29 protein-coding genes are annotated in these 25,701 nt (G+C 41.4%); 13 read left to right on the top strand and 16 right to left on the bottom strand.

The window, feature by feature from the left end; genetic code table 11:
* Positions 1-8 precede the first annotated feature (8 nt).
* From AC1DXF_RS10040 to glmM, 4 genes are all read right to left on the bottom strand, one after another.
* Entirely contained in the window at positions 9-227 is a 219-nt protein-coding gene (locus tag AC1DXF_RS10040) for a hypothetical protein (RefSeq protein WP_477448170.1), read from the bottom strand.
* A gap of 585 nt (positions 228-812) precedes the next feature.
* A complete protein-coding gene (locus tag AC1DXF_RS10035; protein WP_477448169.1) occupies positions 813-1,211 on the bottom strand; it encodes a hypothetical protein in 399 nt (132 codons plus the stop codon).
* Between the two features lie 356 nt (positions 1,212-1,567).
* Entirely contained in the window at positions 1,568-2,704 is a 1,137-nt protein-coding gene (locus AC1DXF_RS10030; RefSeq protein WP_477448168.1) for a cysteine desulfurase family protein, read from the bottom strand.
* Between the two features lie 184 nt (positions 2,705-2,888).
* Positions 2,889-4,271 carry a phosphoglucosamine mutase gene (glmM, locus tag AC1DXF_RS10025; protein WP_477448167.1) on the bottom strand — a complete coding sequence of 461 codons (1,383 nt, stop codon included), beginning with the start codon at positions 4,269-4,271 and terminating at the stop codon, positions 2,889-2,891.
* Between the two features lie 274 nt (positions 4,272-4,545).
* Between glmM and AC1DXF_RS10020 the strand changes: the two genes are divergently transcribed.
* Both AC1DXF_RS10020 and AC1DXF_RS10015 read left to right on the top strand, forming a co-directional pair.
* Positions 4,546-5,109, top strand: a complete 564-nt coding sequence (locus tag AC1DXF_RS10020) for a phosphatase PAP2 family protein (RefSeq protein ID WP_477448166.1) — start codon at positions 4,546-4,548, stop codon at positions 5,107-5,109.
* On the top strand, positions 5,109-5,831 hold the full coding sequence (locus AC1DXF_RS10015; protein WP_477448165.1) for a ZIP family metal transporter: 723 nt from the start codon (positions 5,109-5,111) through the stop codon (positions 5,829-5,831). The genes AC1DXF_RS10020 and AC1DXF_RS10015 overlap by 1 nt, the downstream gene beginning before the upstream one ends.
* A gap of 69 nt (positions 5,832-5,900) precedes the next feature.
* On the opposite strand, the gene AC1DXF_RS10010 is transcribed toward AC1DXF_RS10015, so the two are convergent.
* Positions 5,901-6,986, bottom strand: coding sequence for a M20 family metallo-hydrolase (locus AC1DXF_RS10010; protein ID WP_477448164.1), 1,086 nt, complete (start codon positions 6,984-6,986; stop codon positions 5,901-5,903).
* A 121-nt stretch (positions 6,987-7,107) separates the two neighbouring features.
* Here AC1DXF_RS10010 and AC1DXF_RS10005 point away from each other — a divergent pair, with 121 nt between their 5' ends.
* Positions 7,108-7,776 carry a basic secretory protein-like protein gene (locus AC1DXF_RS10005; protein WP_477448163.1) on the top strand — a complete coding sequence of 223 codons (669 nt, stop codon included), beginning with the start codon at positions 7,108-7,110 and terminating at the stop codon, positions 7,774-7,776.
* 163 nt (positions 7,777-7,939) lie between these two features.
* Here AC1DXF_RS10005 and AC1DXF_RS10000 read toward each other — a convergent pair whose 3' ends face one another.
* Positions 7,940-9,241, bottom strand: a complete 1,302-nt coding sequence (locus AC1DXF_RS10000; RefSeq protein ID WP_477448162.1) for an MFS transporter — start codon at positions 9,239-9,241, stop codon at positions 7,940-7,942.
* Positions 9,242-9,350: 109 nt separating this feature from the next.
* Here AC1DXF_RS10000 and AC1DXF_RS09995 point away from each other — a divergent pair, with 109 nt between their 5' ends.
* Positions 9,351-10,637, top strand: a complete 1,287-nt coding sequence (locus AC1DXF_RS09995; RefSeq protein WP_477448161.1) for a DUF2851 family protein — start codon at positions 9,351-9,353, stop codon at positions 10,635-10,637.
* Position 10,638: 1 nt separating this feature from the next.
* Positions 10,639-10,860, top strand: a complete 222-nt coding sequence (locus AC1DXF_RS09990; protein ID WP_477448160.1) for a PspC domain-containing protein — start codon at positions 10,639-10,641, stop codon at positions 10,858-10,860.
* A 115-nt stretch (positions 10,861-10,975) separates the two neighbouring features.
* Here the strand turns inward: AC1DXF_RS09990 and AC1DXF_RS09985 are convergent, their stop codons facing one another.
* Positions 10,976-11,356 (bottom strand): DUF1493 family protein, encoded by a 381-nt coding sequence (locus AC1DXF_RS09985; RefSeq protein WP_477448159.1) that lies wholly within the window; start codon positions 11,354-11,356, stop codon positions 10,976-10,978.
* A gap of 166 nt (positions 11,357-11,522) precedes the next feature.
* Here AC1DXF_RS09985 and AC1DXF_RS09980 point away from each other — a divergent pair, with 166 nt between their 5' ends.
* Positions 11,523-12,212 carry an HAD family hydrolase gene (locus AC1DXF_RS09980; RefSeq protein ID WP_477448158.1) on the top strand — a complete coding sequence of 230 codons (690 nt, stop codon included), beginning with the start codon at positions 11,523-11,525 and terminating at the stop codon, positions 12,210-12,212.
* The gene (locus tag AC1DXF_RS09975) at positions 12,209-12,838 is read left to right on the top strand and encodes a CatA-like O-acetyltransferase (RefSeq protein WP_477448157.1); all 630 of its coding nucleotides are present in this window, start codon (positions 12,209-12,211) and stop codon (positions 12,836-12,838) included. The genes AC1DXF_RS09980 and AC1DXF_RS09975 overlap by 4 nt, the downstream gene beginning before the upstream one ends.
* On the opposite strand, the gene AC1DXF_RS09970 is transcribed toward AC1DXF_RS09975, so the two are convergent.
* Both AC1DXF_RS09970 and AC1DXF_RS09965 read right to left on the bottom strand, forming a co-directional pair.
* Positions 12,835-13,344 carry a GNAT family N-acetyltransferase gene (locus AC1DXF_RS09970; RefSeq protein ID WP_477448156.1) on the bottom strand — a complete coding sequence of 170 codons (510 nt, stop codon included), beginning with the start codon at positions 13,342-13,344 and terminating at the stop codon, positions 12,835-12,837. The two genes, AC1DXF_RS09975 and AC1DXF_RS09970, sit on opposite strands and share 4 nt — an antisense overlap.
* A 66-nt stretch (positions 13,345-13,410) precedes the next feature.
* Positions 13,411-13,746 carry a cupin domain-containing protein gene (locus AC1DXF_RS09965; RefSeq protein ID WP_477448155.1) on the bottom strand — a complete coding sequence of 112 codons (336 nt, stop codon included), beginning with the start codon at positions 13,744-13,746 and terminating at the stop codon, positions 13,411-13,413.
* A 145-nt stretch (positions 13,747-13,891) separates the two neighbouring features.
* Between AC1DXF_RS09965 and AC1DXF_RS09960 the strand changes: the two genes are divergently transcribed.
* Both AC1DXF_RS09960 and AC1DXF_RS09955 read left to right on the top strand, forming a co-directional pair.
* Positions 13,892-14,794: a DnaJ C-terminal domain-containing protein gene (locus AC1DXF_RS09960; RefSeq protein ID WP_477448154.1), complete on the top strand. Its 903-nt coding sequence runs from the start codon at positions 13,892-13,894 to the stop codon at positions 14,792-14,794.
* 5 nt (positions 14,795-14,799) lie between these two features.
* Complete coding sequence (locus AC1DXF_RS09955) at positions 14,800-15,093, top strand: chaperone modulator CbpM (protein ID WP_477448153.1); 294 nt, start codon at positions 14,800-14,802, stop codon at positions 15,091-15,093.
* Between the two features lie 3 nt (positions 15,094-15,096).
* Here AC1DXF_RS09955 and AC1DXF_RS09950 read toward each other — a convergent pair whose 3' ends face one another.
* The gene (locus AC1DXF_RS09950) at positions 15,097-16,779 is read right to left on the bottom strand and encodes a MutS-related protein (RefSeq protein ID WP_477448152.1); all 1,683 of its coding nucleotides are present in this window, start codon (positions 16,777-16,779) and stop codon (positions 15,097-15,099) included.
* A gap of 92 nt (positions 16,780-16,871) precedes the next feature.
* Between AC1DXF_RS09950 and AC1DXF_RS09945 the strand changes: the two genes are divergently transcribed.
* Positions 16,872-17,150 (top strand): hypothetical protein, encoded by a 279-nt coding sequence (locus tag AC1DXF_RS09945; RefSeq protein ID WP_477448151.1) that lies wholly within the window; start codon positions 16,872-16,874, stop codon positions 17,148-17,150.
* Between the two features lie 32 nt (positions 17,151-17,182).
* On the opposite strand, the gene AC1DXF_RS09940 is transcribed toward AC1DXF_RS09945, so the two are convergent.
* The 5 genes from AC1DXF_RS09940 to kaiC all read right to left on the bottom strand — a co-directional run bounded on the left by AC1DXF_RS09940 (position 17,183) and on the right by kaiC (position 22,107).
* Positions 17,183-17,959, bottom strand: a complete 777-nt coding sequence (locus AC1DXF_RS09940; RefSeq protein ID WP_477448150.1) for an enoyl-CoA hydratase/isomerase family protein — start codon at positions 17,957-17,959, stop codon at positions 17,183-17,185.
* A 108-nt stretch (positions 17,960-18,067) separates the two neighbouring features.
* Complete coding sequence (locus AC1DXF_RS09935) at positions 18,068-19,732, bottom strand: PAS domain-containing sensor histidine kinase (protein WP_477448149.1); 1,665 nt, start codon at positions 19,730-19,732, stop codon at positions 18,068-18,070.
* A 1-nt stretch (position 19,733) separates the two neighbouring features.
* Positions 19,734-20,066 (bottom strand): circadian clock KaiB family protein, encoded by a 333-nt coding sequence (locus AC1DXF_RS09930; RefSeq protein ID WP_477448148.1) that lies wholly within the window; start codon positions 20,064-20,066, stop codon positions 19,734-19,736.
* An 11-nt stretch (positions 20,067-20,077) separates the two neighbouring features.
* Positions 20,078-20,365 carry a circadian clock KaiB family protein gene (locus AC1DXF_RS09925; protein ID WP_477448147.1) on the bottom strand — a complete coding sequence of 96 codons (288 nt, stop codon included), beginning with the start codon at positions 20,363-20,365 and terminating at the stop codon, positions 20,078-20,080.
* An 8-nt stretch (positions 20,366-20,373) separates the two neighbouring features.
* On the bottom strand, positions 20,374-22,107 hold the full coding sequence (gene kaiC / locus AC1DXF_RS09920; protein WP_477448146.1) for a circadian clock protein KaiC: 1,734 nt from the start codon (positions 22,105-22,107) through the stop codon (positions 20,374-20,376).
* A gap of 349 nt (positions 22,108-22,456) precedes the next feature.
* Between kaiC and AC1DXF_RS09915 the strand changes: the two genes are divergently transcribed.
* The 3 genes from AC1DXF_RS09915 to AC1DXF_RS09905 all read left to right on the top strand — a co-directional run bounded on the left by AC1DXF_RS09915 (position 22,457) and on the right by AC1DXF_RS09905 (position 25,303).
* Positions 22,457-24,373, top strand: coding sequence for an ATP-binding protein (locus AC1DXF_RS09915; protein WP_477448145.1), 1,917 nt, complete (start codon positions 22,457-22,459; stop codon positions 24,371-24,373).
* 116 nt (positions 24,374-24,489) lie between these two features.
* Positions 24,490-24,960 carry a ferritin-like domain-containing protein gene (locus tag AC1DXF_RS09910; protein ID WP_477448144.1) on the top strand — a complete coding sequence of 157 codons (471 nt, stop codon included), beginning with the start codon at positions 24,490-24,492 and terminating at the stop codon, positions 24,958-24,960.
* 13 nt (positions 24,961-24,973) lie between these two features.
* Positions 24,974-25,303 (top strand): hypothetical protein, encoded by a 330-nt coding sequence (locus AC1DXF_RS09905; RefSeq protein WP_477448143.1) that lies wholly within the window; start codon positions 24,974-24,976, stop codon positions 25,301-25,303.
* Here the strand turns inward: AC1DXF_RS09905 and AC1DXF_RS09900 are convergent.
* On the bottom strand, positions 25,293-25,682 hold the full coding sequence (locus tag AC1DXF_RS09900; RefSeq protein ID WP_477448142.1) for a hypothetical protein: 390 nt from the start codon (positions 25,680-25,682) through the stop codon (positions 25,293-25,295). The genes AC1DXF_RS09905 and AC1DXF_RS09900 overlap by 11 nt on opposite strands.
* Positions 25,683-25,701 lie beyond the last annotated feature (19 nt).

The following is a 25,701-nucleotide window of genomic DNA, read 5'->3' as shown; positions in this document are numbered from 1 at the left end:
GCCAAAAATTATTTTGTTATACAGCCCGATAGTGCACCGGCGCCCGGTATATCACGGTCAGGAAGATCGGCAAAGCTGCCGTCTTCATGCAAAACTTTCAGGTTTTTTCTGTTGGGGCCATTCCTTTCAAGCGTATGATTACCGGCCGTCATATCCGCATTAACGTTAGTGCTCCTTATCCACATGTCGTCACCCCGGTTCTGGTTTAGTTCTCCATACTTTCTCATGATCTTATCCTCCTCTATATTTTTAGGTTAAAATATTAATTCTACGAAATATCCATAGGTATTTGATTCATGGCTACGGATTTAGTTCGGTGATAAGTCTGGGTTCCCGGTTTATACTCGGAATTTCAGTTAACTGTCCTCATTCTTGTATAATATATCAACTTATTATGGGTCAATTTATTGTCCCAAAAGGCGCACGAAAGATACCGTTGCTAACAACGCCCGGCTGAACGCAGATGACTGCTCTTTTTACAATACTATTTCTCCTTTATACTTTCTTGAAATTTGATAACAGCCCATGACAAGTTGAAAAACGGAAATCATCCTGAACTTGTTTCAGGATCCTACAGGATAGTGACCCGCATAAAGTACCCTTAACATGTGGGGTGCTGAAACAAGTTCAGCATGACATTGGGGGTAAATCATTGTCATTCTTCCTTCAGAGTCTGTGGATTTTACCACTTAGGATAACAAAAGTTTAACTCATTATTGTAAGAAATGATAACAAAGAAGAGGCTGGCCGATACGGATAGCCCCTTCTTATTTTCAAGCAGCGAGTTTTATAATGTGATTAAAGCCACAAGCTTATATACCTTCGGTACCCGGCTCATGCCCTACCATACGGCCTGTTGTCCGGCCGTGCGGGCGACTTGCAAAATCTGTTTTAGCAGGTCCCACTGACGGAAACTCTTTTTTATTTGGCGGGGTTACGTCGGTTTGTTCGCTATAAGATGTATCGGCGCTTCTATCAGGCTGGTCAACTTCGGCCTGAGTATGGCTGCCAACGCCTTCTGTCCTGGTTTTACGTTCTTCCGGCGTTTCGTTTGGATACTCGTCGGTTACATCAAACTCTTCGTCCAAATCATCGCCATCATCTTCCAAGTCACGGTTCGCGTTATAGGCATCGCCGTTGTTTACAGAAACCGAACGGGCATTTTGATAATTGCTATCCTGGTTTTCCCAGGTTTCATTATGCATATTCATAGGTTTTAATTTTAGTTACTAATTATAAACCCATTAAAATGCCATATTGTTTTCTAATTAAGAAAATAACTTTCTAGGTAAATGTGCAGATATGCAAATTTCAGATCTGCCGATGAAGGATTAGTAGCGCTAAAAAACACTAAAAGAGCATTATTTCATTGCGGGTGTAGCGCGGCAATCGCGGACTTCAATTTTTCTGTCATCCTGACGAAGGAAGGATCTGTCAGCAGTGCATGACCGTTAGAAAAGTTCGCTAATAGATCCTTCCTTCGTCAGGATGACAGTTTTTATTTTACACGTCATTGCCCTTTCGGAATCCACGGACTTACTACCTATATAACATGTCAGTGAGGAGCTTACGCGTTCACCAAACAAAGTTCTTTCACCTTGGCTACAGTAAAATCAACTTCGTCTTTGGTATTGTATTTGGAGAATGAAAACCTTACAGATGGCCTTGAGGAGCTTGCACCTATCGAGGTGAGCACGTGTGAACCAATATCAGTGCCCGAGCTGCAGGCGCTGCCGCCGGATGCTGATATTCCGCTGATATCTAAATTAAATAATAACATATCGGCCATTTCCATTTCTGGGAACGCTACGTTAAGCACCGTGTACAGGCTTTTCTCAGGATCAGTTTCGCCGTTGAAATTAACGCCGGGGATCTCGCTGGTTAATTTACCCAGCATGTATGACTTTAAGCCCTGGATATGTGCCTGATGTTGCTCCATTTCGGCATAAGCCAGTTCCAAAGCTTTTGCCAGGCCAACAATGCCGTAAATATTTTCGGTACCGCCACGCATGTTGCGCTCCTGCGAGCCGCCATATATTAAAGGCTTTATTTTAATGCGGTGGTTAATGTGTAAAAAACCTACACCTTTAGGGCCATGCAGTTTATGACCGGCGCAAACCAAAAAATGAGTTTTAAGTTTACTCAGGTCATGTTGATAATGCCCCATAGTCTGTACCGTATCGCAATGATAAATGGCGTTATAAGCCTCGCAAAGGTCGCCAATGCGGTACATATCCGATAAGGTGCCAATTTCGTTATTGGCATGCATAATAGATACAAAACTCCTGGCGTTATCTTTCAACAACGTCTCCAGCTGATCGTAATCTATATTGCCCTTGCTATCGACATTAACAAAGCTTAATTTGATGATACCTGATTTTTCCATGGCCTCCAGCGTGTGCAGTACAGCATGGTGCTCAATATGACTGGTAATGGCATGGGTAATGTTATGGTCGATAATGCCGCAACGGATAGCTGTATTATCCGCCTCGGTGCCGCTAGAGGTAAAAAATATCTCGGCAGGCGAAGTATGCAGCAGGTTAGCTATTGTTTTGCGCGATCTCTCGATTAGCGTACGTGCCTCCCTCCCATGTGAATGAATTGAAGATGGATTACCATAATGGTTTTCCATCACTTTATACATTTCTTTTAAAACTTCAGGGTCAAGCGGCGTAGTAGCAGCATTATCAAAATAAACACGCATCGTTATAGTAATTATTGATTTATTGAATTACTAAATTAGTGATTTGAAGAGCAAACTCAACAATTCATCAATTCAATCCTTCAACAAACGGGTCAGTTAACTTGTAAAAACTCTTAATTGAATTATGGATTTGATTATTTGTTATCTTCTAACTCAAGAATTCACTAAATCAATAATTCAATAATTAATTCAAAATTTCTTTAATATCCGCGATTATCTTATTTGCCAACCCGTTTGCAACCGTTTCTGAATTGCCTTCGGAGTAAATGCGAATAATCGGTTCAGTATTTGAACGACGCAAATGTACCCATTCTTTATCAAATTCTATTTTCAAACCGTCAATTGTTGAGTGCGGTTGTTTCATATATTTTTCTTCCACCTTGGTCAAAAGGGCGTCAATGTCCATTTCCGGTGTTAAAGTGATCTTATTTTTCGAAATAAAATAGCCGGGATATGACCGTCGCAGGTTTGAAACCGATTGGCCATATTTAGCCAGGTGGGTTAAAAACAAAGCAATACCTACTAAAGCATCACGGCCATAATGTATTTCGGGGTAAATAATGCCACCATTGCCTTCACCACCAATAACGGCATTAACTGCTTTCATTTTGTTAACCACATTCACCTCGCCTACTGCCGACGCGTGATATTCGCCGCCGGCCTTCTCGGTAACATCGCGTAAAGCACGGGTTGACGACAGGTTGGATACGGTATTGCCTAAATTATTCTGCAACACATAATCGGCCACCGCTACCAATGTATACTCCTCGCCAAACATGTTGCCATCCTCACAAACAAAGCAAAGGCGGTCAACATCCGGGTCAACGGCTATGCCTAAGTGGGCGCGTTGATTTAACACCTCTTTTGATAATGCTGTGAGGTTTTCCGGCAACGGTTCCGGGTTATGCGGAAAATTGCCGTCAGGCTCGCAATACAATTCATGAACGGTATTAACACCTAGTGCTTTTAATAAAGCCGGTACAAAAATACCACCTGTTGAATTTACGCAATCAATTACGATACTAAAATCGGCTTTTTTTATAGCTTCTACATCAACCAGCGGCAATGCCAGTACAAGGTCGATATGTTTTTGCAGCCAGCTATCATCCTGGATAACCTTACCAAGGTCGTTTACGTCGGCGTAATTAAAATCGCTGTTTTCGGCAATTTCCAGTACTTCTTTACCATCGGCATCACTTATAAATTCGCCATCGGCATTAAGCAGTTTAAGCGCATTCCATTGTTTTGGGTTATGACTTGCGGTTAAGATGATACCGCCTGCGGCTTGCTCGCCGGTAACGGCAACTTCAACCGTTGGCGTGGTTGAAAGGCCAAGGTCAATTACATCTATGCCAAGGCCCTGTAAGGTACCTATCACCAGGTTATTAACCATAGCGCCCGATATGCGGGCATCGCGGCCTATCACAATTTTTTTAATCCCCGATTTTTTGACGGCCCAGGCACCATAAGCCGACGTAAATTTTACAATATCCAGCGGTGTTAAACCGTCGCCGGCGGCACCACCAATGGTACCGCGTATCCCCGAAATAGATTTTATAAGTGTCAAAATTGTATTTGTTTTTGTTGGACAAAAGTAAAATATTTAAACGATAGGCTTGTACAATTTATATTTTTCTGCAAACGTTTGCTCAGTAAAAAACGCCTCAAACAACTTCAAAAAACTGTTTTATAACCACTTGCTTTTTTACCAAGGATAACGCCGTTTTGCTTTCATCCGTATATAACTGGTAAAACATGAGTCTTTTATCTGTAATTAGCCGCTTGCTATAAAACTTGTTTAAAGTATTTGATAACTTTGGACTTTACTATAAAATTCATCAATGCCTGATTATATCCTACAACTCGACCGGCATTTATTTTATTTCATCAACCACGACCTGACCAATCCGTTCTTTGATCTGGTTATGCCCTGGTTTCGTAATCCTAAATTCTGGATTCCGCTGTATATTTTCATAGTTGTTTTTTCTTTATGGCGATATAAAAAAGTGGGCGCTATTATCATCATCCTGTTAGCAACTACAGCAGGCTTTGCCGATTTTACTAGCGCTACCCTCATCAAGCATCAGGTACAAAGGCTTCGCCCCTGCCGCGATCCGGTAGTTGGTTTAACCGATATTAACCGCATTCCATGCGGAACGGGTTACAGTTTCCCGTCAACCCATGCAACAGATCATTTTGCCATGGCTATATTTTTATGCCTTGTTTTTGGCAAAAAGTGGCGCTGGGTATGGTTGGGGGCTATATTTTGGGCAAGTCTTGTATCCTTTGCCCAGGTGTACGTGGGAGTGCATTTCCCGGTTGATGTAATCTGTGGGGCCATTTATGGATCGTTAGTAGGATTGCTTTTTGCCTATATTTTCAAAAAAATACAACCTGCCTTTTAATGGAGACCTGGAAAGTTTTACTGTTGTTTTTAAGCGCCTCGTTTGGTGGCTTATCTGTTTTTTTATTCAGGGGCAATAATCATAAAATGCTCAAACTGGTGCTGTCATTCAGCGGGGCATACCTGTTTGGCATAACCGTTTTGCATTTAATCCCCGATGCTTACCACGGCAATGATAATTATGTGGGGGTATTTATCCTGGCCGGTTTCCTTTTCCAGATTGTTTTAGAGCTATTTTCGGACGGTATTGAGCACGGCCACATGCACAAGCATCAGCACGACCACGACCTGGTTGTTTTTCCGGTGGGTATTATGGTAAGCCTTTGCCTGCATGCTTTTTTAGAAGGCATGCCGCTGGCACAAGGTAACCAGGATCAATTAGTTTACGGTATCGCCTTACACCATATCCCTGCTGCATTTGCTTTAGGTACTGTGCTGCTTACTAACAAACAAGGCCGGAATAAAACCGTGTTTTTCATTTTGCTATTTGCAGTAATGGCGCCAGCGGGTTACTTTTTTAGTAATACATTAAGCACCAGTAATATTGGTAACCTGCAGCATTACTTTAACCGGATGATGGGTATGGTTATAGGTATCTTCCTGCACATATCCACCACAATTTTGTTTGAATCAAGTGCCGATCATAAATTCAACTTACGAAAAATGGGGGCCGTGCTTTTGGGGGTCGCTATCGCGTTGGCCGGAAGCTCGTTAACCCATTAACCCCCTGAAAGGGGAATTTTTTGAATTTCTAATTTGTAACTATGGTTCCCCCTTCAGGGGGTTAGGGGGCTAATTAATACGCTCTAACATCTTAATATACAAATCAATACCTTCTCTTATCTCATCTACATATACAAACTCATCTGCTGTATGTGACCTTGCCGAATCGCCGGGGCCAACTTTGATGGACGGGATATCCAGCAGCGACTGATCTGAGGTAGTTGGCGAACCATACGTTGTGCGGCCTAATGCTAAACCGGCCTGTACAATGGCATGTTCTTTGGGAATAGATGATGGTTTTAAGCGGATAGATCTTGGTTTTACATCGCAGCTTACATGCTGGCGGATGATTTCCAGAACTTCCTCGTTGCGGTAAGCATCTGTAACCCGCACATCAACAGTAAACACACAACTTGCCGGTACCACATTATGCTGCGAACCTGCATTAATAATAGTAACCGACATTTTGATTGGTCCAAAAACTTCCGATTCTTTAGGGAATTTAAAACTGCGGAACCATTCAATATCGGTTAGTGCTTTGTAGATGGCGTTCTCACCTTCTTCGCGGGCTGCGTGGCCGGCGCGGCCATGGGCGGTACAGTCCAGCACCATTAAACCACGTTCGGCAATGGCCAGTTGCATCAGTGTAGGCTCTCCTACTATGCCAAAATCAAGTTTACCCAGTTCGGGGATTATGAGTTCAAGGCCATTTACACCCGAGATTTCCTCTTCGGCGGTGGTAGCCAGGCAAAAATTGTATTTTAGGTTTTCCCGATCGTGGAAATAAAGAAATACGGCTATCAGCGATACCAGGCAACCGCCGGCATCATTACTGCCAAGGCCAAAAAGCTTACCGTCTTCAATTTTAGCATCGTACGGATCGCGTGTGTAGCCGGAATTCGGCTTTACAGTATCGTGGTGTGAGTTGAGCAGTATGGTTGGTTTTGCCGGGTCAAAGTACCTGTTCCATGCCCATATGTTGTTAAGCTTCCGATGGGTGATTACGCCATGTTGTTGTAAAAACTCGTTAATCAGATCGGCGGTACGGTCTTCTTCTTTACTAAATGATGGTATAGATATCAGTTGCTGCAATAATGTAACTGCCAACTGGTATAAATTGTTGCTATCGGCCATAGATGTCGGGATAATTCCCATGAATGTTATGCGGGCAAAATTAATAACTTTTTATGTAACGATGCTGATAAACGAATGGTATTAATATTCGGGTTTAATTTAAAATGGTAGTTTTGAAATTCAATCTATTTTATCCAAAACAATGAAAAAAACATCAATCTTATCTATCTTATTTTTAATGCTGATGGTAAGCACGTCCTACGCCCAGCAAACCAGCAGCTACAACAAAAACGGTTACAAGCTTACCTTTATCAATTATGATAGCACACTTGATACCGCATTGAAAACCAAGCTGATAAATACATTTTATAAAGTATATCCTGAACTGGCAAATGCCTACAACAAAAAAACGCTGAGGGCAGTTACCATGATTATAGATACCAGCTATAAAGGCGTGGCCGAAACCGCGAACGGCATTGTTACCATCAGCTCGCGGTGGATGCACCAACACCCCGAAGATATTGATGTGGTAACTCACGAAGTAATGCACATTGTACAGGATTATGGCCAAAGCACCGGTCCGGGCTGGCTAACAGAAGGTATTGCCGATTATGCGCGATTCAAATTTGGCGTTAATAACCCGGCAGCAAACTGGTCGTTACCGGCTTATAAAGCCAGCCAAAACTATGATAACAGTTATCGTGTTACCGCCCGTTTCCTGGCCTGGCTTGAAAAAAGCAAGCCCGGCATAGTAAAAACGTTCGATGCCAAAATGCGCGACCATACATTTACCGACAATACCTGGAAACAGCAGACCGGCAAAACGCTGGATGAGTTGTGGAAAGATTATTCAGCTAATCCAACTGTCTGAATCAGAATTTTCAGAATTTAAGAATTTGTCTGAACTGACTTGTCGAATTATTTGAATTTCCAGAATTTTGAAAATAAAAATAATTCCTTAATTCGATAAATTCTGGTTCAGAGAAATCATTTTCAAATCTTCAAATCTTCAAATTTTCAAATTTTCAAATCCCCTAATCCTCCTCCATCTTCGAATGTTTCCGGGTATCCCTCATGGTTATATAAAGCACCAGCGACAAGGCGACGCACACCGTTACATACCAGTAAAACCACTGGGCATGATGCAGGGTTTTAAAGCCTAATGCAATATACTCGGCCGAGCCGCCAAATATAGAAACAGCTATAGCATACGGGAAACCAACACCAAGCGCCCTTATATTTGCAGGGAAAAGTTCGGCTTTTACAACGGCATTAATTGAGGTGTACCCGCTTATGATAATAAGCGCTGCCAAAATAAGGCCGAACGCTATCCAGCCGTCTTTTGTACCGCCAAGCAATGTAAGTATCGGAATAGTTGTTATCGTGCCTAAAACGCCAAAGCTAATCAACAATGGTTTGCGCCCTATACTATCAGATAGTAATCCAAATAATGGCTGTATCAGCATAAATACAAGCAAAGTAAGGCTTGAAATCAAGGTAGCTTCGGCCTTGCTAAAACCCGATGTATCTACCAGGAACTTTTGCATATAAGTAGTAAAGGTATAAAACGCCAATGTACCGCCTGCCGTGAGGCCAATAACAGTTAACACCGCTTTAGGGTGCTTTGCCAATTCGGTTATCGTGCCATGTGTATCGGCTTTGTCTTTTTCCTTTGAAAACGATGCCGACTCCTGTAAACTACGGCGCAGGTACATGGTGATTACAGCCAGGAAGGCTCCGATGCCAAAAGCGATGCGCCAGCCCCAGTCATGTAACTGCTGTTCGGTTAAAAATATTCGCTGCAGTAATATCAATAAACCCAGGGCAAACAACTGGCCCATAATGAGGGTTACATATTGGAAACTGGAATAAAAACCCCGGTGCTTCCGGCCCGCCATTTCGCTTAAATAGGTGGCGCTTGTTCCATATTCGCCGCCAACACTAATACCTTGTATAACCCTGGCCAATACCAATAGCAACGGCGCCGCTACTCCAATAGTTTGGTAGCCAGGGGTAATGGTAATAATAAGCGAGCCAAGGCTCATGAGCAGCACTGATGCAGTGAGGGCTTTTTTCCGGCCGTGCTTATCGGCATACGTACCCATTAGCCATCCCCCTATCGGGCGCATCAAAAAGCCGAGGGCAAATACGCCCGCGGTATTTAATAACTGGGCTGTCTGATCGCCTTTTGGAAAAAAAGAACTGGAAAAATAAAGTGAAAATGCCGAGTATACATACCAATCATACCATTCAACCAAATTGCCTAACGAGCCGCCAATAATTGATTTAATGCGGCCACCGGTTGTTTTAGGTATAGATACGGTTGAGTCGGTCATAATTTTATTTAGATGTAGATTAAAACCTAAAAGTACTATAATCAAATTACCGCACAAAAAACTTAATCAACCTAATCCAACTAAATCAACTACTCACTATATTTAAAGCATGCTTTTCACCGAAGATTTTTTGCACTACGTATGGAAATTTCGCTTATTTGACCGTTTAGATCTGCGAACTGAGGATGGCGAGGCACTGGAGATATTTTCTACCGGTGTTCACAATACCGATGCAGGGCCTGATTTTCACAACGCCCGGATTAAAATTGGTGAAACCCTTTGGGCTGGTAATGTGGAGGTTCACCTTTCGGCCTCCGACTGGCAAAAGCACGGGCACACTACCGACGATGCTTACAATAATGTGATCCTGCATGTAGTTTACAACAACGATTTACCTTTAAAACTAAACAATGGGCGAACGGTACCTACGCTGCAGTTACAAGACAGGGTTCCGGCAGAATTATATGCCCGTTACCACCAGATGATATTCGGCAACCAAACTGTCATACCATGCGAAGCCAGCATCGGCGCAGTTGATGGTTTAATAATGCACAATTGGCTTACCCGTGTTTTGGTGGAACGACTGGAGAAGAAATCGGCTGCAGTAATAGCCGCACTTGCCATTAACCGTGGCGATTGGGAAGAAACATTTTACCAGTTTTTGGCTGCCAATTTTGGTTTTAAAACAAATGCGCTGCCCTTTGAGCTGTTGGCAAAATCGTTACCACAACTTACATTGGCCAAAAATAAAAATAACCCAATGCAAATTGAAGCGCTCATATTTGGGCAGGCAGGTTTTTTAGAGGGTAGACTGAGCGACGATTACCCTGTTAAACTAAAAAAGGAATATGATTACCTGCGAAAAAAATACGGTCTTAAACCGATAGAAAATCACCTATGGAAATTTATGCGCCTAAGGCCACCCAATTTTCCAACCATAAGACTGGCGCAATTTGCCGCGCTTATAGTGAATGCTAACCACCTGTTTTCGAAGATATTGGAGATAAAGGATATCGATGCCTTACGAAACCTCTTTGCATCCATCAAAACAAACGAGTATTGGGACGATCATTACCGGTTTGATGTACCTTCAAAATCATCGCCCAAAGTTATGGGTGCTGCTTCGGTTGATATATTGCTTATCAATACCCTGGCATTATTCCTGTTTAGTTATGGCAAACACCACCAGCAACAATATTATATCAGCAGAGCTTTAAAGCTGTTAGAAAATTTACCGGCCGAAAAGAACAATATAACCGCAGATTTTGTTAACTTAGGGGTGAAAATTACAAACGCATTTGAATCGCAGGCACTGCTCGAACTAAAAAATAACTATTGTAATTACAAGAAATGCCTGCAATGTGGCGTTGGTAATAAAATATTAAAGCTCAGCTGACATGCTACAAAGAATATTAACTTTTTTTGAACGCCACTCCTTCGGCGTGTGTACCTACCTGGGAGAAAAATTTAACGTTTCGATAGCCAAAATTCGCCTGTTTTTTATTTACTCTTCTTTTTTAGCCGTGGGTTTTCCGCTGATATTTTATTTCTTCGCCGGCATTGTACTTGACATTCGTAATTATGTAAAGCGGAATCATACCAGGGTTACAGATCTTTAACACGATTTAAGGATTGAACAAGATTGACAGGATTTTATCGAACTAAAATCGGGACTATCATGCTATCTTAATCGCTGCATATTACCTCCTTAAATAACAAAGCTGATTTAAATATTTATACTAACATGCCGGTAATTACGGCGTCCTGTAAATGACGTACTTTAAACTTGGGTTTATAGCAGTAGTGTGCAAGTTGTTTTACCCAGTTGCTGTTGTAGCCAAATACCATTTTTATCATCCGTACACGGGTTGATCCTTTTGGATAGCCATATTTATACCAGGTAAATTTAGATTGGTCGATATTAAACTGATCGGTAAAATCGGCCAGGAACAGGTCTATTTCGATATCAAAAATATCAAGGTCGAGGTCGAGGCTGGTTTCAAGACAAAGGCTGCCTGGATCAACGCTGCGAATTTTATAGCGGCTGCAATAATCAACAATAAATTCTTTTAAAGGTGGTAGTATCTCTTCCATTAATTGAATAGTTTTGATCATGTTGGTTATAGGACGTGGTTTTAAAAACAAAGGTTGCATCATGGAGACCTCATTTTTGAAAAAAGGTTACCAAAATTTTAAAAAGAGTTATCAATTGCCCCTAACCTACTTTTTGATGGATAATTAACATGGTATTGTTATTATTGCACTTCGTTTACTATAAACCATGAAATTAAAAGTTATAGCTTTTGATGCCGATGATACCCTTTGGGTTAATGAACCTTATTTTCAGAATACCGAAAAAAAGTTTTGCAGCCTTTTGGAGGATTTTTTGCCCGAACATGATATTTCAAAAGAGCTTTTTAAGGTAGAAGTTGACAACCTCCCTCTGTATGGGTATGGCATTAAGGGCTATATCCTGAGCATGATTGAAGCTGCGTTAAAAATATCAGACAATAAGATTGGTATTGATACCATCAACATTATTTTACAATATGGTCGGGAGATGCTCAATGAACCTATTGAGCTGCTGGATGGCGTGGAGCACGTGTTATCAACGCTAAAAACAGATTATCGGCTGGTGGTAGCCACAAAAGGCGATCTGCTTGACCAGGAACGCAAACTAAAAAAATCGGGCCTGGCGCATTATTTTCACCATATCGAGATCATGAGCGATAAAAAGGAAGATGATTATATTAAACTGATAAAACATCTTGATATCAATCCCGAAGAGTTTATGATGGTGGGTAATTCCCTTAAATCGGATGTAATGCCGGTGTTAAACATCGGAGGATATGCCATTCATGTCCCTTTCCATACCACCTGGGCCCATGAACACGTAGAGACAAGCTTAAGCCATGAAAAATTCATGCAGGCTGATAAGCTTGCGGATATTTTAGCGTCGATACAGCGATGAAACAAAAATTAGATCTTGATACCTGGCCACGCAAGGAGCATTTTCTTTTTTTTAAGCAATTTGACGAGCCATATTACGGCGTAACTGTAACTATGGATTGTACAGCCGCGTACATGTTTGCCAAAGAAAAAAAGGTATCATTCTTTTTATACACCATGTACCTTGCCTTAACTGCTTCACAAAAAATAACCGAATTTACTTACCGTATCGAAGGCGATGAAGTGTACATCCACGATCAGATAGACGGCGGATCGACCGTTGGGCGTGCCAATGGCACATTTGGCTTCGGGTCATTCCCATACACGGCCTCATTCGATGAGTTTATGGCAATTGCGAATAAAGAAGTTGAAGAAGTCCAGAAAACCAATGATCTGGTAAGGTCGGATGCCACCAATATCATCCGTTTTTCGTCGTTACCATGGATTGATTTTACCAGTATATCTCACGCCCGAATGTTTGGTATTGAAGATAGCTGCCCGAAGATCTCCTTTGGTAAAATAACGGTGCATGAGAATTGCAGAAGATCAATACCTGTATCTATCCATGTACATCACGCCCTGGTAGATGGCTTACACGTCGGTCAGTTTATTGATAGCTTCCAGGAACTAATGAATGGCGCCGTTTAAACCGTTTTCTCCATCACAATAAGTTCTATCAATTCTTTTGGTGCCCCAAAACGGCCATGGTCATGAAATGGCTGAATTTCGCCAGTAAAAGCGTAACCGCGACGCTCATACCAGCTAATCAACTCTTTACGGCTGCGGATCACCGTCATGCTGATTGTATGCAGGCCAAGGTGTTTTGCAATAATTTCGGCCTCATCAATTAATGCGCGTCCTACTCCCCCGTTTTGTAAAGTTGGCGATACGCTAAACATACCCAAGTATAACTTGTTCCCTTTAACTTCAAGGTATACTGTGCCTATGATTTTACCGTCCAGGGTAGTATATTTTAATATAGTGATGGCCTTATTGTTCAGGTAATCAGTCAACATCGGCTCATCAATCCTGATACCATCAACCAGGTCAGTTTCTGTAGTCCAGCCTTTTTTTGATTCTTCGCCACGGTAGGCGCTGTTAATCAAAACATTTAATTCGGGTACATCAGCAAGTGTAGCTTTGGTTATTGGCATAGCATTTTGTTTTTGGGACGGCAAACTTAATATTTGCAACGATAAATCCCTAACAAACTTACCGGTTTACAACAATTTGTAATCCTCTCTGGCCGGGCTAAAAATATCTATCAGCTTGCAATCGGTTACAGCAGTGCCACCATGCACAATATTCGACGGGATTATAGCAAACATTCCGCGGTCTAATACCTGCGGAATACCATCAACGGTAAGTTCAAATTTGCCTTCAAGTACAAATGAATACTGTTCATGCACATGTTGGTGCATAGGTAAAGATATGCCTGCTTTTACCTCGATAAAATTGATGGTGTTGGAACTGGTGTGGATTAATTTTGAAAAGTAGCCCGGTGCTATCTCTTTGGTTTCTATATCGCTAAATAGGTGGAAAAATTGATTTTGCATGCGGCTAATTTACAGTACTATTTTAAATTTTATACCTTTTGTATTATCACTTCAAATATTATACGTCCCGCCAGGTTTATATTGACAGATTTTTTTTAAAACCATGCTATCTTTATAGGGTTGTTAAATAAGTTATACATCAACCATGGCTTTTATTGATTACTATAAAATTTTAGGATTAGAAAAAACAGCGTCGGATAAAGACGTAAAAAATGCTTACCGCAAGTTGGCCCGCAAATATCACCCCGACCTGAATCCTGATAATGCCGAGGCAAATAAAAAATTTCAGGAAATAAACGAAGCTAATGAAGTATTGAGCGATCCGGAAAAGCGCAAAAAGTACGATAAATACGGCGAAAACTGGCAGCATGGGGAGGCCTATGAGCAACAAACAAGGCAGCAGAACCGTCAAAGCAATTACGGCGGGCAGGGAGGGTTTGAAGGATTTGGTGGCGGTTTCGGTGGCGGCGAGGACTTTTCCGATTTTTTCCAATCCATGTTTGGTGGCGCGGGCAGCGCTGGTGGCAGGCGCCGTACAGGTTACCGCGGGCAGGATTTGAATGCCGAACTCAATTTAAATTTGCAGGATACACTTCAAACACATAGACAAACGCTTACGGTAAACGGAAAGAATATACGCATCACCATTCCTGCAGGGATTGAAAATGGCCAAACTATAAAAATTGCCGGCCATGGAGGTGCGGGTGCAAATGGCGGTCCTGCGGGTGACTTGTTTATCAAATTCAACATTCCCGCAGATAACCGTTTTAAGCGGGATGGTGCCAACCTTTATGCTACCGTAGACCTTGATTTATACACAGCCGTGCTGGGCGGCGAGATTATGGCCGAAACACCAACCGGAAAGGTAAAAGTTAAAGTAAAACACGAAACCCAAAACGGCGCCAAGGTAAAGCTGAAAGGCAAAGGTATGCCGGTTTATAAAAAAGAAAATGACTTTGGCGATCTGTACCTTACTTATAACATTAAGATACCAACCAACCTTACCGATAAACAAAAGCAACTGTTTGAAGAACTATCAAAATCCTGATTATCATGAAAACGGAGAATTTAATTAAAGCCAATGATTTTTGTGTATACCATAACGTGGAGTTCACTTTTATAAATTCATTGCAGCAGGCGGGGCTTGTTGATGTTAAAGAAGTTGACCAAACTATATTCATTCCCGAATCTGAATTAAAAAAACTTCAAAAGATAATCAACCTGCACGAGTTGGAAATCAATATTGCAGGCATCGAGGCTATAACCCACATGCTCGACAGGATTGAACAAATGCAGGAAAACATGCGTGCATTGCGGAATAAGCTAAAAATGTATGAGGAAGAGTAGTCATTACTCCATATACTTCAACATCATGCGCTCACTTACAATGTGGGCATCTTCAATTACCGACTCGGGATAGCCCATGGAGGCCAATATGGCAATACCGTTTTTGCTTTTCAGCAGGCCCTGCTTCAATTTGTAATCAAATACCAACGTCTTGCCCGATTTCGAATCTTCAAACGAGTAGATAGCAAAATCCTCATCCAGTAATTCGGCCAGTTCAAGGTCATGGGTTGATACGAATACAAAATTATCATTGGCTGTGATATATGACAATACCGACTTCGCCGCTGCAATACGCTCAATAGTATTTGTACCTCTGAAAATTTCGTCGATAATAACCAGGCTTTTTATCTCTTCGGTAACGCTGCTGGTATCAACAATATTTAATATAGCCGATGCCTGCGCCTGAAAAAAACTTTGCTGCTCTTCAATACTATCGGTTATTTTAATACTGGTTTTTATTTTTAGGAATGGAGCTTTATAGGCTTTTGCACAACTGGTAAATATAGTTTGGGCCAATAATGTATTGACTGCTATTGCCTTGATAAACGTTGTTTTGCCCGACATATTTGAACCTGTTATTAAAGCTCCCTTATCTGCGCGCGTATATAATGAATTGGGTATGCAGTTTTTAACTAATGGATGATACAAGTCTGTAATTTCCATTTTTGCATTTTGGCTGATAAATTTGGGCTTACTATAAAATGGCAGACCTTCCCTTACGGATTGTATGGCTATCAGCACATCAACTTCGGCAACAAAGTTGTATACTTTTTCAATGTCTTCACGGAATTTGCCAATGTGATTTATCGAATTGGTATAGATATGTGGCTCGAGCAGAAAAAGCACCTTAAATAACTGAAATATTGCATAACCCGGCGAACCCGAATCGATAACCAGCTCACTTTCAAAATTCACAATACTTAACGATCGCTTGAGGCCGGCAAGGTTTACCAGGCTTTTTTTGATATCATCACTGTTGCCGGTTTTGGCGTATTTTACCAGCCAAACAGCCACTTTATGCATTATCAGCAGTTGGGGCAGCGAATCTGAATATCCGGCTATTTTCTTCTTGCTGGCAAAATGAAATATGATATTGTAGCCAAACAAGACGCCCAATACTATCAGGCTAATCGGATTGGGTATAACAATTAGGGAAATAATTGCAGCCAAAATTAAATAAGGTACAATTTTAATATAAAATGCCATTACAGGCGCAAATAGCGGCGCATGCGTTTTTAAAAAAAGGTTAGGGATTTGATAGGCGTTTATATGGCTGAGCTTTGAGAGCTCGAGCTCAATAAATTCGCGGTTTGGCGCATCCGAGTTAAGGGTTGCCACTCTCTCATCGAGTTTTAATAAATTATCAGGGGACGTTTCCGGAAAATTCAATTTTTTGTACAACAATTGCTTTCCTGGTTTCGAGTTGGTTCTGTCTATATAATTAAAAACATTTTTCAGGTCAAGGTCATCTGAGATTACAGCCGTTAACTTACCTTCTGTGTCATCTGCATCCAGGTAAATTTTTATCAAATCAAAATTACGCCTCGAGTTTACCGGTTTGGCCCATTTGTTTTTGATTTTATCCAGGTTTTTCTCTTTAGCCCGTAATTTTCCAAAATAAGATACTATGTACGAAATTGTTAACACAATGGATAAAATTAGTACCGTAAATATGATGTAATACATGCTTGAAAGGAATAAGGAAAATTTAAACCCGGTGGTTATTTTTTAGTCAATATAAATATAATCAAAGTTATTAACTTAAAATTCTTAAAGCGATGAAACTGATTAAAATTTCCGTAATAACACTGGCAATATTATTTTCATTTCAATTTGCCAAAGCTCAAAGTATTTCGGTTGGCGCATCATTTGGATATACTTATCCGCATCACAGGGTGATAATTACCGACTCTTACCCCACATATTACCCCGCCCCGGTTTATTATGATCGCAGGGTTTATTACGGAAGACCGCGCTATTATGCTTCACAAAATTATTGCAGGCCACATCATCATAGATCATATTCCAGGCATTTTCATGGCCATCGCCGCTGGTAACAGGTAAAGCCCATTTTGCAATAAAGATGGGCTTATTTTTTATCAGAAAGGAAATTATGAAGCGCCTGCTGCGTGAAATCAGATAATACCAGTTCGCCGCTTATTGCAGCCCGGCTGGCTAATAGCTGGTCCCAATCGCCGGTACCTTCCCACAATACCTGCTTTAGCGCCCTTAAGGCGCCGGGATGATATGATGCCAGTTTTGTTGCAAGCTCGTCGAGGGCAACATCAAGTGATGCTGCATCGTTGTAAACTTCATTATACAAACCCTTATCTTTTGCCCAGGCCGCGGTTTGAAACTCAGTTGCCCGGAAGGTCAGTTGCGAAAATGCTGGTAATCCAATTTTACGTACAACCGCCGGCGAAATTACAAATGGCCCTATCCCTATTGTCAGCTCACTTAATTTAACAGCAGCAAATTGTGTAGCCAGGCAATAATCTGCCGCAGCCGCAAGGCCCACTCCACCGCCAACGGCTTTCCCTTGAACCCGGGCAACAATTATTTTCGACGATTTTCGGCACGCGTTAATTACATCTGCAAAGCCCGAAAAAAATTTGGCCCCTTGCTCCTTATCTTTTATCTGCATCAATTCATCAAAGCTGGCGCCTGCACAAAACGCGCGCTCGCCTTCACTTTTTAACACAATGATCTTTACAGCCTCATCCAGGCCTGCTTCTTCAATGCTTTGAGCAAGCTTTTGCAGCAAATGATATGGCAGGGAATTTTGGGATGGATGATAAAAACTAACGGTAGCTATGCCATTGGTGCTTGTTGTGTTTGATACATTTCCGTTATCGATGGCCGACATGCTTATAGGTGTAAGTGGTTTGGTAACAAAACCGGGTGTTGGGCCAATATCAGAAGTATTTAACTTAACTGCAATTTTGGCTTAAAATAATTTGCGATCAGGAAGACTCTACCCTGCAATTGGTAACTCAAAATAAAAAGTTGCGCCTTTACCCAATTCACTCTCTACTCCTATTTTGCCATCATGGTTGTTTATAATTTCGGTGCTGATATAAAGTCCCATACCCAAACCACTCGCCATAAATTTCTGATCTTCAACCCGGTAAAACCGTTCAAATATACGTTCTATCTGCTCGGCAGATAAGCCAATTCCAAAATCGGTAACAGAAAGGCGCATTATGCCATCGTGGGTTTCGGTTTTAATAATGATCTTTTTATTTACCTGCGAATATTTTACCGCATTATTTATAAAATTCATGAGCACTTGTTCTAACCGTTCGGCGTTGCCCATAATTTTAACACCGATGGTAGCCTGGTTATCAAATTCATACTCATGGTACATATGCCGCGCGCTTTCCAGCGATACAGCAACTAAGTCGGCAACGTTAACTTCGCTCATTGCATATTCAAGCCTGCCGGCTTGTATTTTGCTAACATCAAGTAAATCGTTTACCAAACGCTGCAATTTATTAACTGCGACAGCGGCTTTTTCGATGTATTGCTTAACAATGGGCGGTACCGGCTCCTTATTATAGGTACTTATAAGCTGAATGTAGCCTTTTAAACTGGTTAACGGCGTTTTAAGTTCATGGCTGGCTACCCCTATAAACTCGTCCTTGCGCTCCATTTCCTGCTTCTGATCTTCAATATCAGTAGCAGTGCCTACCCAAAAAATAATTTTTCCCTGGTCATCTTTCAACGGCACGGCCCTGCTAAGGTGCCACCGGTAATTGCCGTCCCATCGCCTGTAACGATATTCGGCCTCAAAAATATTTCCTGTTTTTAGCGAATGGATATATTTTTCCATGGTTATCGGCAGGTCATCGGGGTGTATTACATGTTGCCAGCCCCATCCGGCCGTATCGCCAAATCGTAAACCTGTATAATTATACCATTGCTGGTTGTAAAAATCAACTTCGCCCCCGGGCAGGTTTGTCCAACTCATTTGTGGAATATTATCGCTTAACAGTTTAAAATGCTCCCTGCTTATCAGCAGGTCCTTAGTACGCTCTCTTACTGTATCTTCAAGCTCATCATTCAACTTTTCGGTTTCTGACTGCGCTTCAATAAGCTGATCATTTTTTACCTTGAGTTCCCATTCGGCCTCTTTTTGAGTTGTTAAATCGGTAAGTATTAAACTAAGGGACAGGCCTTCGTCAAGATCGAGGGTGGTGCACGATAGCAAACATGGTGTTAAATGACCGTTTTTATCTGCTAACAATATCTCGCCTTTGCAATCTTCGTTCCACCCGTTGTTAATCAAATCGTTAAACTTGCTGGCGGAAATCTCCGGGACAAAAGTTTCAAACTTTAAGCCGATTACCTTTTCTAATGGCATGTGCATCATGGCTGCAAAACGCGAATTACTGTAAAGAACTGTGCCTTCCTTGTTCAGCGTGACGGCCCCCTCGTTCATTTTTTCAATAAAAACCCGGTACGTTTGGTCGGCAGTTTTAAGGGTATACAGCTGATGTCCCGATTCATCCTTAACTATAAGGGCGTCAACCTGGCCATTCCGGATAGCGTCGATGGTATCGTTGGCTTCATCTAATTGAAACTGAAGTTCCCGAAAACCTTGCAATAACTCCTCGTATGTTAATTTAGCAGGATTCATTCTAATAATCAATATGTAAACCAAGGCCACGCAGTACCCTGGCAATATTGCTCATATCACCTATCAGCCTGCGCTCTGTTCCAGGTGCTTTTTTAATAAGTAGCGGCAGGGCAATTATCTGCTCGCTTTCGGCAATTAACGGCTGCTGGTAAACGTCGATAATTTCCAGGTTATAATTACCCTTTAAATGGTTTTCGCAAATGCTCTTTAAATTGGATATAGCCCGCGTTGAATTTGGCGAAGCCCCGGCTACGAACAAGCGTAACTGAAAAACACGATGATCATCGTAGTTTAAATTGTTGGCCAAAAACGGCTCTTTGTCTTGTTCAGTCATTATCTGCGTTTTTATCTCGGCCTGATGTTTAAACCTACCAATACCTTTTCTTCGTTGGATAGATCGCCAATTATTTTTCTGATAGGCTCGGGTACTTTCCTCACCAATGTAGGTATTGCAAATATCTGGTCGCCTTCGGCCAGTTGTGGCTGAACTAACAGGTCTATAACTTCTATGGCGTACTGGCCTTTTAAATGCTCTTCGCAGTATTTTTTTAGGTTAGCAAGCGCAGTGACAGACTTGGCTGTTTTGCCGGCAACGTACAACCTAAGTTCATAATTTATTGTTTCTTCTTCCATTGTGCTTTTTAACTTTTTTTCTTTCCGGCAACAATATCCCCCCTTCGTATCCTGGTAATTTCATCCCGGTTCTTTTCTATTATTTGTTGTTTTAGCTCTTCTTCTAAATAAATTTTATTTAGCTCATCTTCTACCGATTCAAATTCTGCCTGCAGGCTGGATATCTTTGATTCTAACATCATACGTTTGCGCAAAATCTCTTTGTCTTTACGCGATACGGCGAAATCCCGCAAGGCAATCCCTGTTTTTTCCTTTAATTTTTCTGCCTCCCGAGCCGAGCCTGTAAGTACACCGTCAGCACCAAGATAAACGTCAACCAGGTCAAGGCCACTATCGGTAATAATAAACTCGCGTACCTGGTTGCTATGTTTCATGCCACGCGATTTCATAATATACATCCCCCTGTTCCGCTCTCCGTTAAATTCAATATCGCGAACCAACAGCCAGGCATCAACAAGCGACGACACACCCTCGTCGGTTTGGTCGCTGATAATTGTATTAAGCGTAAGTGCTGTAAACATTACCGTAATTTGTTCTTCCTGTAAAAAATCTATTAGCCTTATCAGCATCGATTTCACTTCACTCACCGAGCCAACAGTTATAAGATTAGTTATGGGGTCAAGCACCACGGCCGATGGTTTAAATTTTTTAATAAGTTTATAAATAGCCACCAGATGCATTTCCAGGCCATACAGAGTAGGTCTGGAGGCATAAAATTGCAACTGGTTATTGTCAACATGCTTTTTTAAATCGACATTTATTGACTTCATGTTCCGAATAATTTGTTTCGGTGATTCTTCAAAAGCAAAGTATAAACACTTGTTACCACTATTACAGGTTTCGTTGGCAAAGTAGGCGGCTATACTGGTTTTGCCGGTACCGGCGGTGCCCGATACTAACACACTACTACCCTTAAAAAATCCGTGGCCGCCAAGCATGTTATCTAATGCAGGGATACCCGAAGAGATCCTTTGAGAAGATACCTCCTTTTCCAATTTTAAAGACGTTACCGGCAATACCGAAATGCCGTCTTCATCAATTAAAAAAGGATACTCATTTGTGCCATGTTGCGAGCCCCTGTATTTAATAATGCGTAACCTGCGAGTAGAAATTTGGTTGATGACGCGATGGTCAAGCAATATCACACAGTCAGAAACATATTCCTCCAACCCCTGGCGGGTTAAAGATGCGCCGTCGCCTTTTTCACCCGTTATAACTGCTGTAACGCCCTTATCTTTTAAAAATGTAAATAATCTGCGTAGTTCGGCCCGCAAAATAGTTTGATCTGTTAACCCCGAAAATAAATTTTCAAGGGTATCCAATACCACTCTTTTGGCCCCAATTGCATCTATGGCATAGCCCAGCCTTATAAAAAGCCCCTCCAGGTCGTACTCGCCGGTTTCTTCAATCTCACTGCGGTCAATATGAACATGATCAAGCCTTACCATTTTATCGGCTTGTAGTTTTGCCAGATCAAAGCCTAATGAAGCTACGTTCATTACCAACTCTTCGGCTTTTTCTTCAAACGCCATAAAAACGCCTGGTTCATCAAATTCCATCGCACCGCGAACAATAAATTCAAGCGACAATAATGTTTTACCGCAACCTGCTTCACCACATATCAAAGTCGGCCTGCCTTTAGGTAAGCCGCCTCCTGTTATTTCATCCAGGCCTGTTATACCGGTTTTGCTTTTAGGTAAAGCAATGAAATTTGTTTTTTCGTCTTTTTTTATTTTACTCATTGTGAACAACGTTTACTTAATCGTAAATGTATCAACCCACGGCATCTCGCAATTTTGTTGGTTAATAATATGATGTGGGCATAATTTGTTTTATCTATAAGAATTTATTTAATAAATCACAGCTATTTTTTGATTGATAAGGCAGTGGGTTAATGTAGATTTCAAGTATTTATAAATCGATATAGCCGTAATTGATCATTTTTACCAAATAAGCTTCGCGGCAATAAAAACATTAACCATCAGGCATTTTCGTTAACCCGGATCATAAATTCATTAAAACAGAGCGCCGTTTTTTTTAGTTTACTACCATATAAATTAAAGGCCTATATTTATACACATTACCAGGTAAATGACCAACATTACAGAACAAGGTTTCCTGAACAACCAAAACATATTTCGCACGCTTATCGAAGAATCGCCAGGCCCGGTTGGTCTGTATGTTGGCCGGAGTATGCAGATAAAAATTGCCAATAAATCCATCATCAACATATTTGCAAAAGGCGATGATGTTATTGATAAACTGTATTTTGAATTACTGCCCGAACTGAAAACACAACCCATTTTTGATATCCTTAACCATGTTTATGATACAGGCATACCCTATGAGGCTACCGAAGCGCGTGTTGATATCGTTGTAAACGGGAAGCTGGAAATATTTTACTTCAACTTTGTATTCACCCCTATAAAAAACAATTATGGCCAGGTTTGGGGGATTTTAAATACGGGTGCCGATGTTACAGAACTGGTGCTTACCCGCCTAAAATTAAAAGAAAGTGAGGAACGGAAACAGGCAACTGTAACACCCGACCTGAGGTCCCAAAAAAATGCCCATAATGAACAATATAAATTATTAACACTGATTGACCATAGCTCGGATTTTGTTAGCCTGTCTGATCTTGATGGCAATGTAAGCTACGTAAACGCCGCCGGCAGGTTAATGCTAGGCATAAAAGATCAGCAGGAGTTGGAACGCCATAACACTGAATATGTAATGCCAGCCGATGTAACCAAACTGGTTAACCAGGTAAATAAGGGGCTAATGAAGGATGGCAAATGGTCGGGTGAGATAAATTTTCGGCATTTCGAAACCGGTGAGGCCATACCTGTAATGGGCACCACCATGCTTGTATATGATACAATTACCGGTAAACCACAAGGCCGGGCAACCATTGCCCGCGATATGCGCCGTGAAATTGCCGACAGGCAAAAACTAAACGACCAGATTAAACAATTTGAGTTTGTTACTGATTTTATGCCTGTTCTGTTATGGACAGCAAGTACCGATGGCAATATTGATTATGTAAACCAGCGCACAATTGATTATTTTGGAATTGAGCCGGAACAGGTAATTGGCTCGTCGTGGTTAAACCTGGTACATCCCGAAGACCGGGATGGGTGTATTGCAGCATGGACATCATCAATTAATACCGGAAATATGTACCACTACGAGTTTAGGCTGCTGGATAAAAACGGTGATTATAAATGGCATCTTGCCCAGGCATTGCCTTTTGTAAACGACGGTAAAATTATCAAGTGGTTTGGCACCAGTACCAATATAGACGAGCAAAAGCAATTACAACGCCAAAAAGATGATTTTTTGGGCATTGCCAGTCACGAACTGAAAACGCCGGTAACCAGTATCAAGGCCTATGCACAGGTATTGGGCGCTATGCTTACCAGGGAAGGCGAAACTAAAAAAGCCGAAATGGTAACAAGAATGGATGCACAGGTAAATCGCCTTACCAATTTAATAGGCGACTTGTTGGATGTTACCAAGATCAATTCGGGCAGGTTACAATTCAACAAGATTTGGTTTGATCTTAACCAGGCGATCAAAGAAACCGTTGACGATTTGCAGCATACCACGCAGAAACATAAGCTGGTGGAAGATTTTGGTGAAACCGGGCAAATTTACTCCGATAAAGACCGCATAGGCCAGGTGATCACCAACCTGATAACCAATGCCATCAAATATTCGCCGCATACCGATAAAATAATTGTTAGCACCCGGCTGAAAAACAACGAAGCCATTGTTTGTGTGCAGGATTTTGGTATCGGTATACCCGGTGATAAGAAGGATAAGGTGTTTGAACAATTTTACAGGGTAAGCGGCGATAAGCAACATACTTTTCCAGGCTTGGGGCTCGGATTGTATATATCATCTGAGATAATTAAACGCGAAGGCGGCAGGATGTGGGTAAACAGCATTGAGGGAAAAGGCTCTACTTTTTGCTTTGCGTTGCCTGTAGATGGGAACGAGCGTTGAAATTCATATCATTTTGAACGTCACGGAGATACCATACCCGTAACTTCATACTTGTATTAAAACATTAGCTCCCATACAATGTTGTACTTTTAATATCATACATAACTACAAAAGCCATGGGAGCACTACAGCATATACAACATCAGATCTCGGCGCTTAATGATCTGATCAAAATAAATAACGACCGCATAGCCGGTTATCAAAAAGCACTGGAAGATTCAACCGATAGCGACCTTATACTACTGTTTAACGAATATGTTGATCAAAGTAAAAACAACGTAAGGGAATTAAAGGAATATATTCATGTTTTAGGCGGCCAGCCCGCTGATGGTACTACGCTATCGGGAAAATTTTATCACACCTGGATTAACCTGAAAGCCGCTTTCATCAATAAAGATAAGCAGGGCATATTGGCCGATTGTGAATATGGCGAAGACGTGATCATCAGGGCTTACAGAAAGGCGCAAGATGATAAAGAGCTTATTTGGGAGGACGATAAGGTAGTTAACCTTTTAGCATGGCAACTGGAAGGATTTAAAACATCGCACGAAACTATTAAAGCATTGCGCGACACCGTTAGTATTTAATCGCATTATTACCATGAATAGCCCCGATCAATCCTTTTTTAATGAATATAAGCCTTTGCACGTCCCGCACGAATATGACCCCACGACTTGTGTTCAAAATAATGTTGTGTACGCGCTTGCACAATTGGGAGAGGCAACTGCCGATGAAGTTGCCGCCCGGCTAACCATGCTTGAGCCCGGTATTGATCCGTATATCCATCAAAAAAACGCCGACGATATACTTAATTATTTGTTCGACAAAGGATTGATAAAAGCCAACAACGTTAATGGCAAACTTGCCTTTAATTTAAGTAAAATCAGGGAAGCTAACTCAGGTAAAGCCGATAGCCTTTTTAAGGATTAACGGAATTTATTGGTGTAGTCGAAATTATGCTGTCTACAACAAATACACTCACGCCCCTCCACGGCAAGGTGTGCAGATATTCTTTATAATGCAACTTCAGATATGAACCAGCATTGTTATTTAATTGTTGGGCTACCTTTTCATTTGTAACCGAAAACATAAACTCATTTGAGGCAATGTTACCCTGCGTTTGTGTGCGGATGCCGTTTTGTATCAGCCTGCCTTCATAAGTTTTGAAAACGTAGCCTTTTTTAACAAAATAATTCATGGTACCGGCTTTTGTGCCTTCGCCGAAAATAAAATAAAAACGATAGTAAAAAAAGCCCGCGAATAGTGATAATACAATTAACAAAAGAATTAACCTGGTTTTGGTTTTCATGGATGGTATTTTTAATTAT

Source organism: Mucilaginibacter sp. P2_A5, from assembly GCF_056404995.1.
This window is presented reverse-complemented; position numbering and strand designations above follow the sequence as displayed.

Coding starts and splice junctions, on each gene's coding strand:
- AC1DXF_RS10040 (WP_477448170.1), bottom strand. CDS start 227: ATGAGAAAGTATGGAGAACTAAACCAGAACCGGGGTGACGACATGTGG.
- AC1DXF_RS10035 (WP_477448169.1), bottom strand. CDS start 1,211: ATGAATATGCATAATGAAACCTGGGAAAACCAGGATAGCAATTATCAA.
- AC1DXF_RS10030 (WP_477448168.1), bottom strand. CDS start 2,704: ATGCGTGTTTATTTTGATAATGCTGCTACTACGCCGCTTGACCCTGAA.
- AC1DXF_RS10020 (WP_477448166.1), top strand. CDS start 4,546: ATGCCTGATTATATCCTACAACTCGACCGGCATTTATTTTATTTCATC.
- AC1DXF_RS10015 (WP_477448165.1), top strand. CDS start 5,109: ATGGAGACCTGGAAAGTTTTACTGTTGTTTTTAAGCGCCTCGTTTGGT.
- AC1DXF_RS10010 (WP_477448164.1), bottom strand. CDS start 6,986: ATGGGAATTATCCCGACATCTATGGCCGATAGCAACAATTTATACCAG.
- AC1DXF_RS10005 (WP_477448163.1), top strand. CDS start 7,108: ATGAAAAAAACATCAATCTTATCTATCTTATTTTTAATGCTGATGGTA.
- AC1DXF_RS10000 (WP_477448162.1), bottom strand. CDS start 9,241: ATGACCGACTCAACCGTATCTATACCTAAAACAACCGGTGGCCGCATT.
- AC1DXF_RS09995 (WP_477448161.1), top strand. CDS start 9,351: ATGCTTTTCACCGAAGATTTTTTGCACTACGTATGGAAATTTCGCTTA.
- AC1DXF_RS09990 (WP_477448160.1), top strand. CDS start 10,639: ATGCTACAAAGAATATTAACTTTTTTTGAACGCCACTCCTTCGGCGTG.
- AC1DXF_RS09985 (WP_477448159.1), bottom strand. CDS start 11,356: ATGATCAAAACTATTCAATTAATGGAAGAGATACTACCACCTTTAAAA.
- AC1DXF_RS09980 (WP_477448158.1), top strand. CDS start 11,523: ATGAAATTAAAAGTTATAGCTTTTGATGCCGATGATACCCTTTGGGTT.
- AC1DXF_RS09975 (WP_477448157.1), top strand. CDS start 12,209: ATGAAACAAAAATTAGATCTTGATACCTGGCCACGCAAGGAGCATTTT.
- AC1DXF_RS09970 (WP_477448156.1), bottom strand. CDS start 13,344: ATGCCAATAACCAAAGCTACACTTGCTGATGTACCCGAATTAAATGTT.
- AC1DXF_RS09965 (WP_477448155.1), bottom strand. CDS start 13,746: ATGCAAAATCAATTTTTCCACCTATTTAGCGATATAGAAACCAAAGAG.
- AC1DXF_RS09960 (WP_477448154.1), top strand. CDS start 13,892: ATGGCTTTTATTGATTACTATAAAATTTTAGGATTAGAAAAAACAGCG.
- AC1DXF_RS09955 (WP_477448153.1), top strand. CDS start 14,800: ATGAAAACGGAGAATTTAATTAAAGCCAATGATTTTTGTGTATACCAT.
- AC1DXF_RS09950 (WP_477448152.1), bottom strand. CDS start 16,779: ATGTATTACATCATATTTACGGTACTAATTTTATCCATTGTGTTAACA.
- AC1DXF_RS09945 (WP_477448151.1), top strand. CDS start 16,872: ATGAAACTGATTAAAATTTCCGTAATAACACTGGCAATATTATTTTCA.
- AC1DXF_RS09940 (WP_477448150.1), bottom strand. CDS start 17,959: ATGTCGGCCATCGATAACGGAAATGTATCAAACACAACAAGCACCAAT.
- AC1DXF_RS09935 (WP_477448149.1), bottom strand. CDS start 19,732: ATGAATCCTGCTAAATTAACATACGAGGAGTTATTGCAAGGTTTTCGG.
- AC1DXF_RS09930 (WP_477448148.1), bottom strand. CDS start 20,066: ATGACTGAACAAGACAAAGAGCCGTTTTTGGCCAACAATTTAAACTAC.
- AC1DXF_RS09925 (WP_477448147.1), bottom strand. CDS start 20,365: ATGGAAGAAGAAACAATAAATTATGAACTTAGGTTGTACGTTGCCGGC.
- kaiC (WP_477448146.1), bottom strand. CDS start 22,107: ATGAGTAAAATAAAAAAAGACGAAAAAACAAATTTCATTGCTTTACCT.
- AC1DXF_RS09915 (WP_477448145.1), top strand. CDS start 22,457: ATGACCAACATTACAGAACAAGGTTTCCTGAACAACCAAAACATATTT.
- AC1DXF_RS09910 (WP_477448144.1), top strand. CDS start 24,490: ATGGGAGCACTACAGCATATACAACATCAGATCTCGGCGCTTAATGAT.
- AC1DXF_RS09905 (WP_477448143.1), top strand. CDS start 24,974: ATGAATAGCCCCGATCAATCCTTTTTTAATGAATATAAGCCTTTGCAC.
- AC1DXF_RS09900 (WP_477448142.1), bottom strand. CDS start 25,682: ATGAAAACCAAAACCAGGTTAATTCTTTTGTTAATTGTATTATCACTA.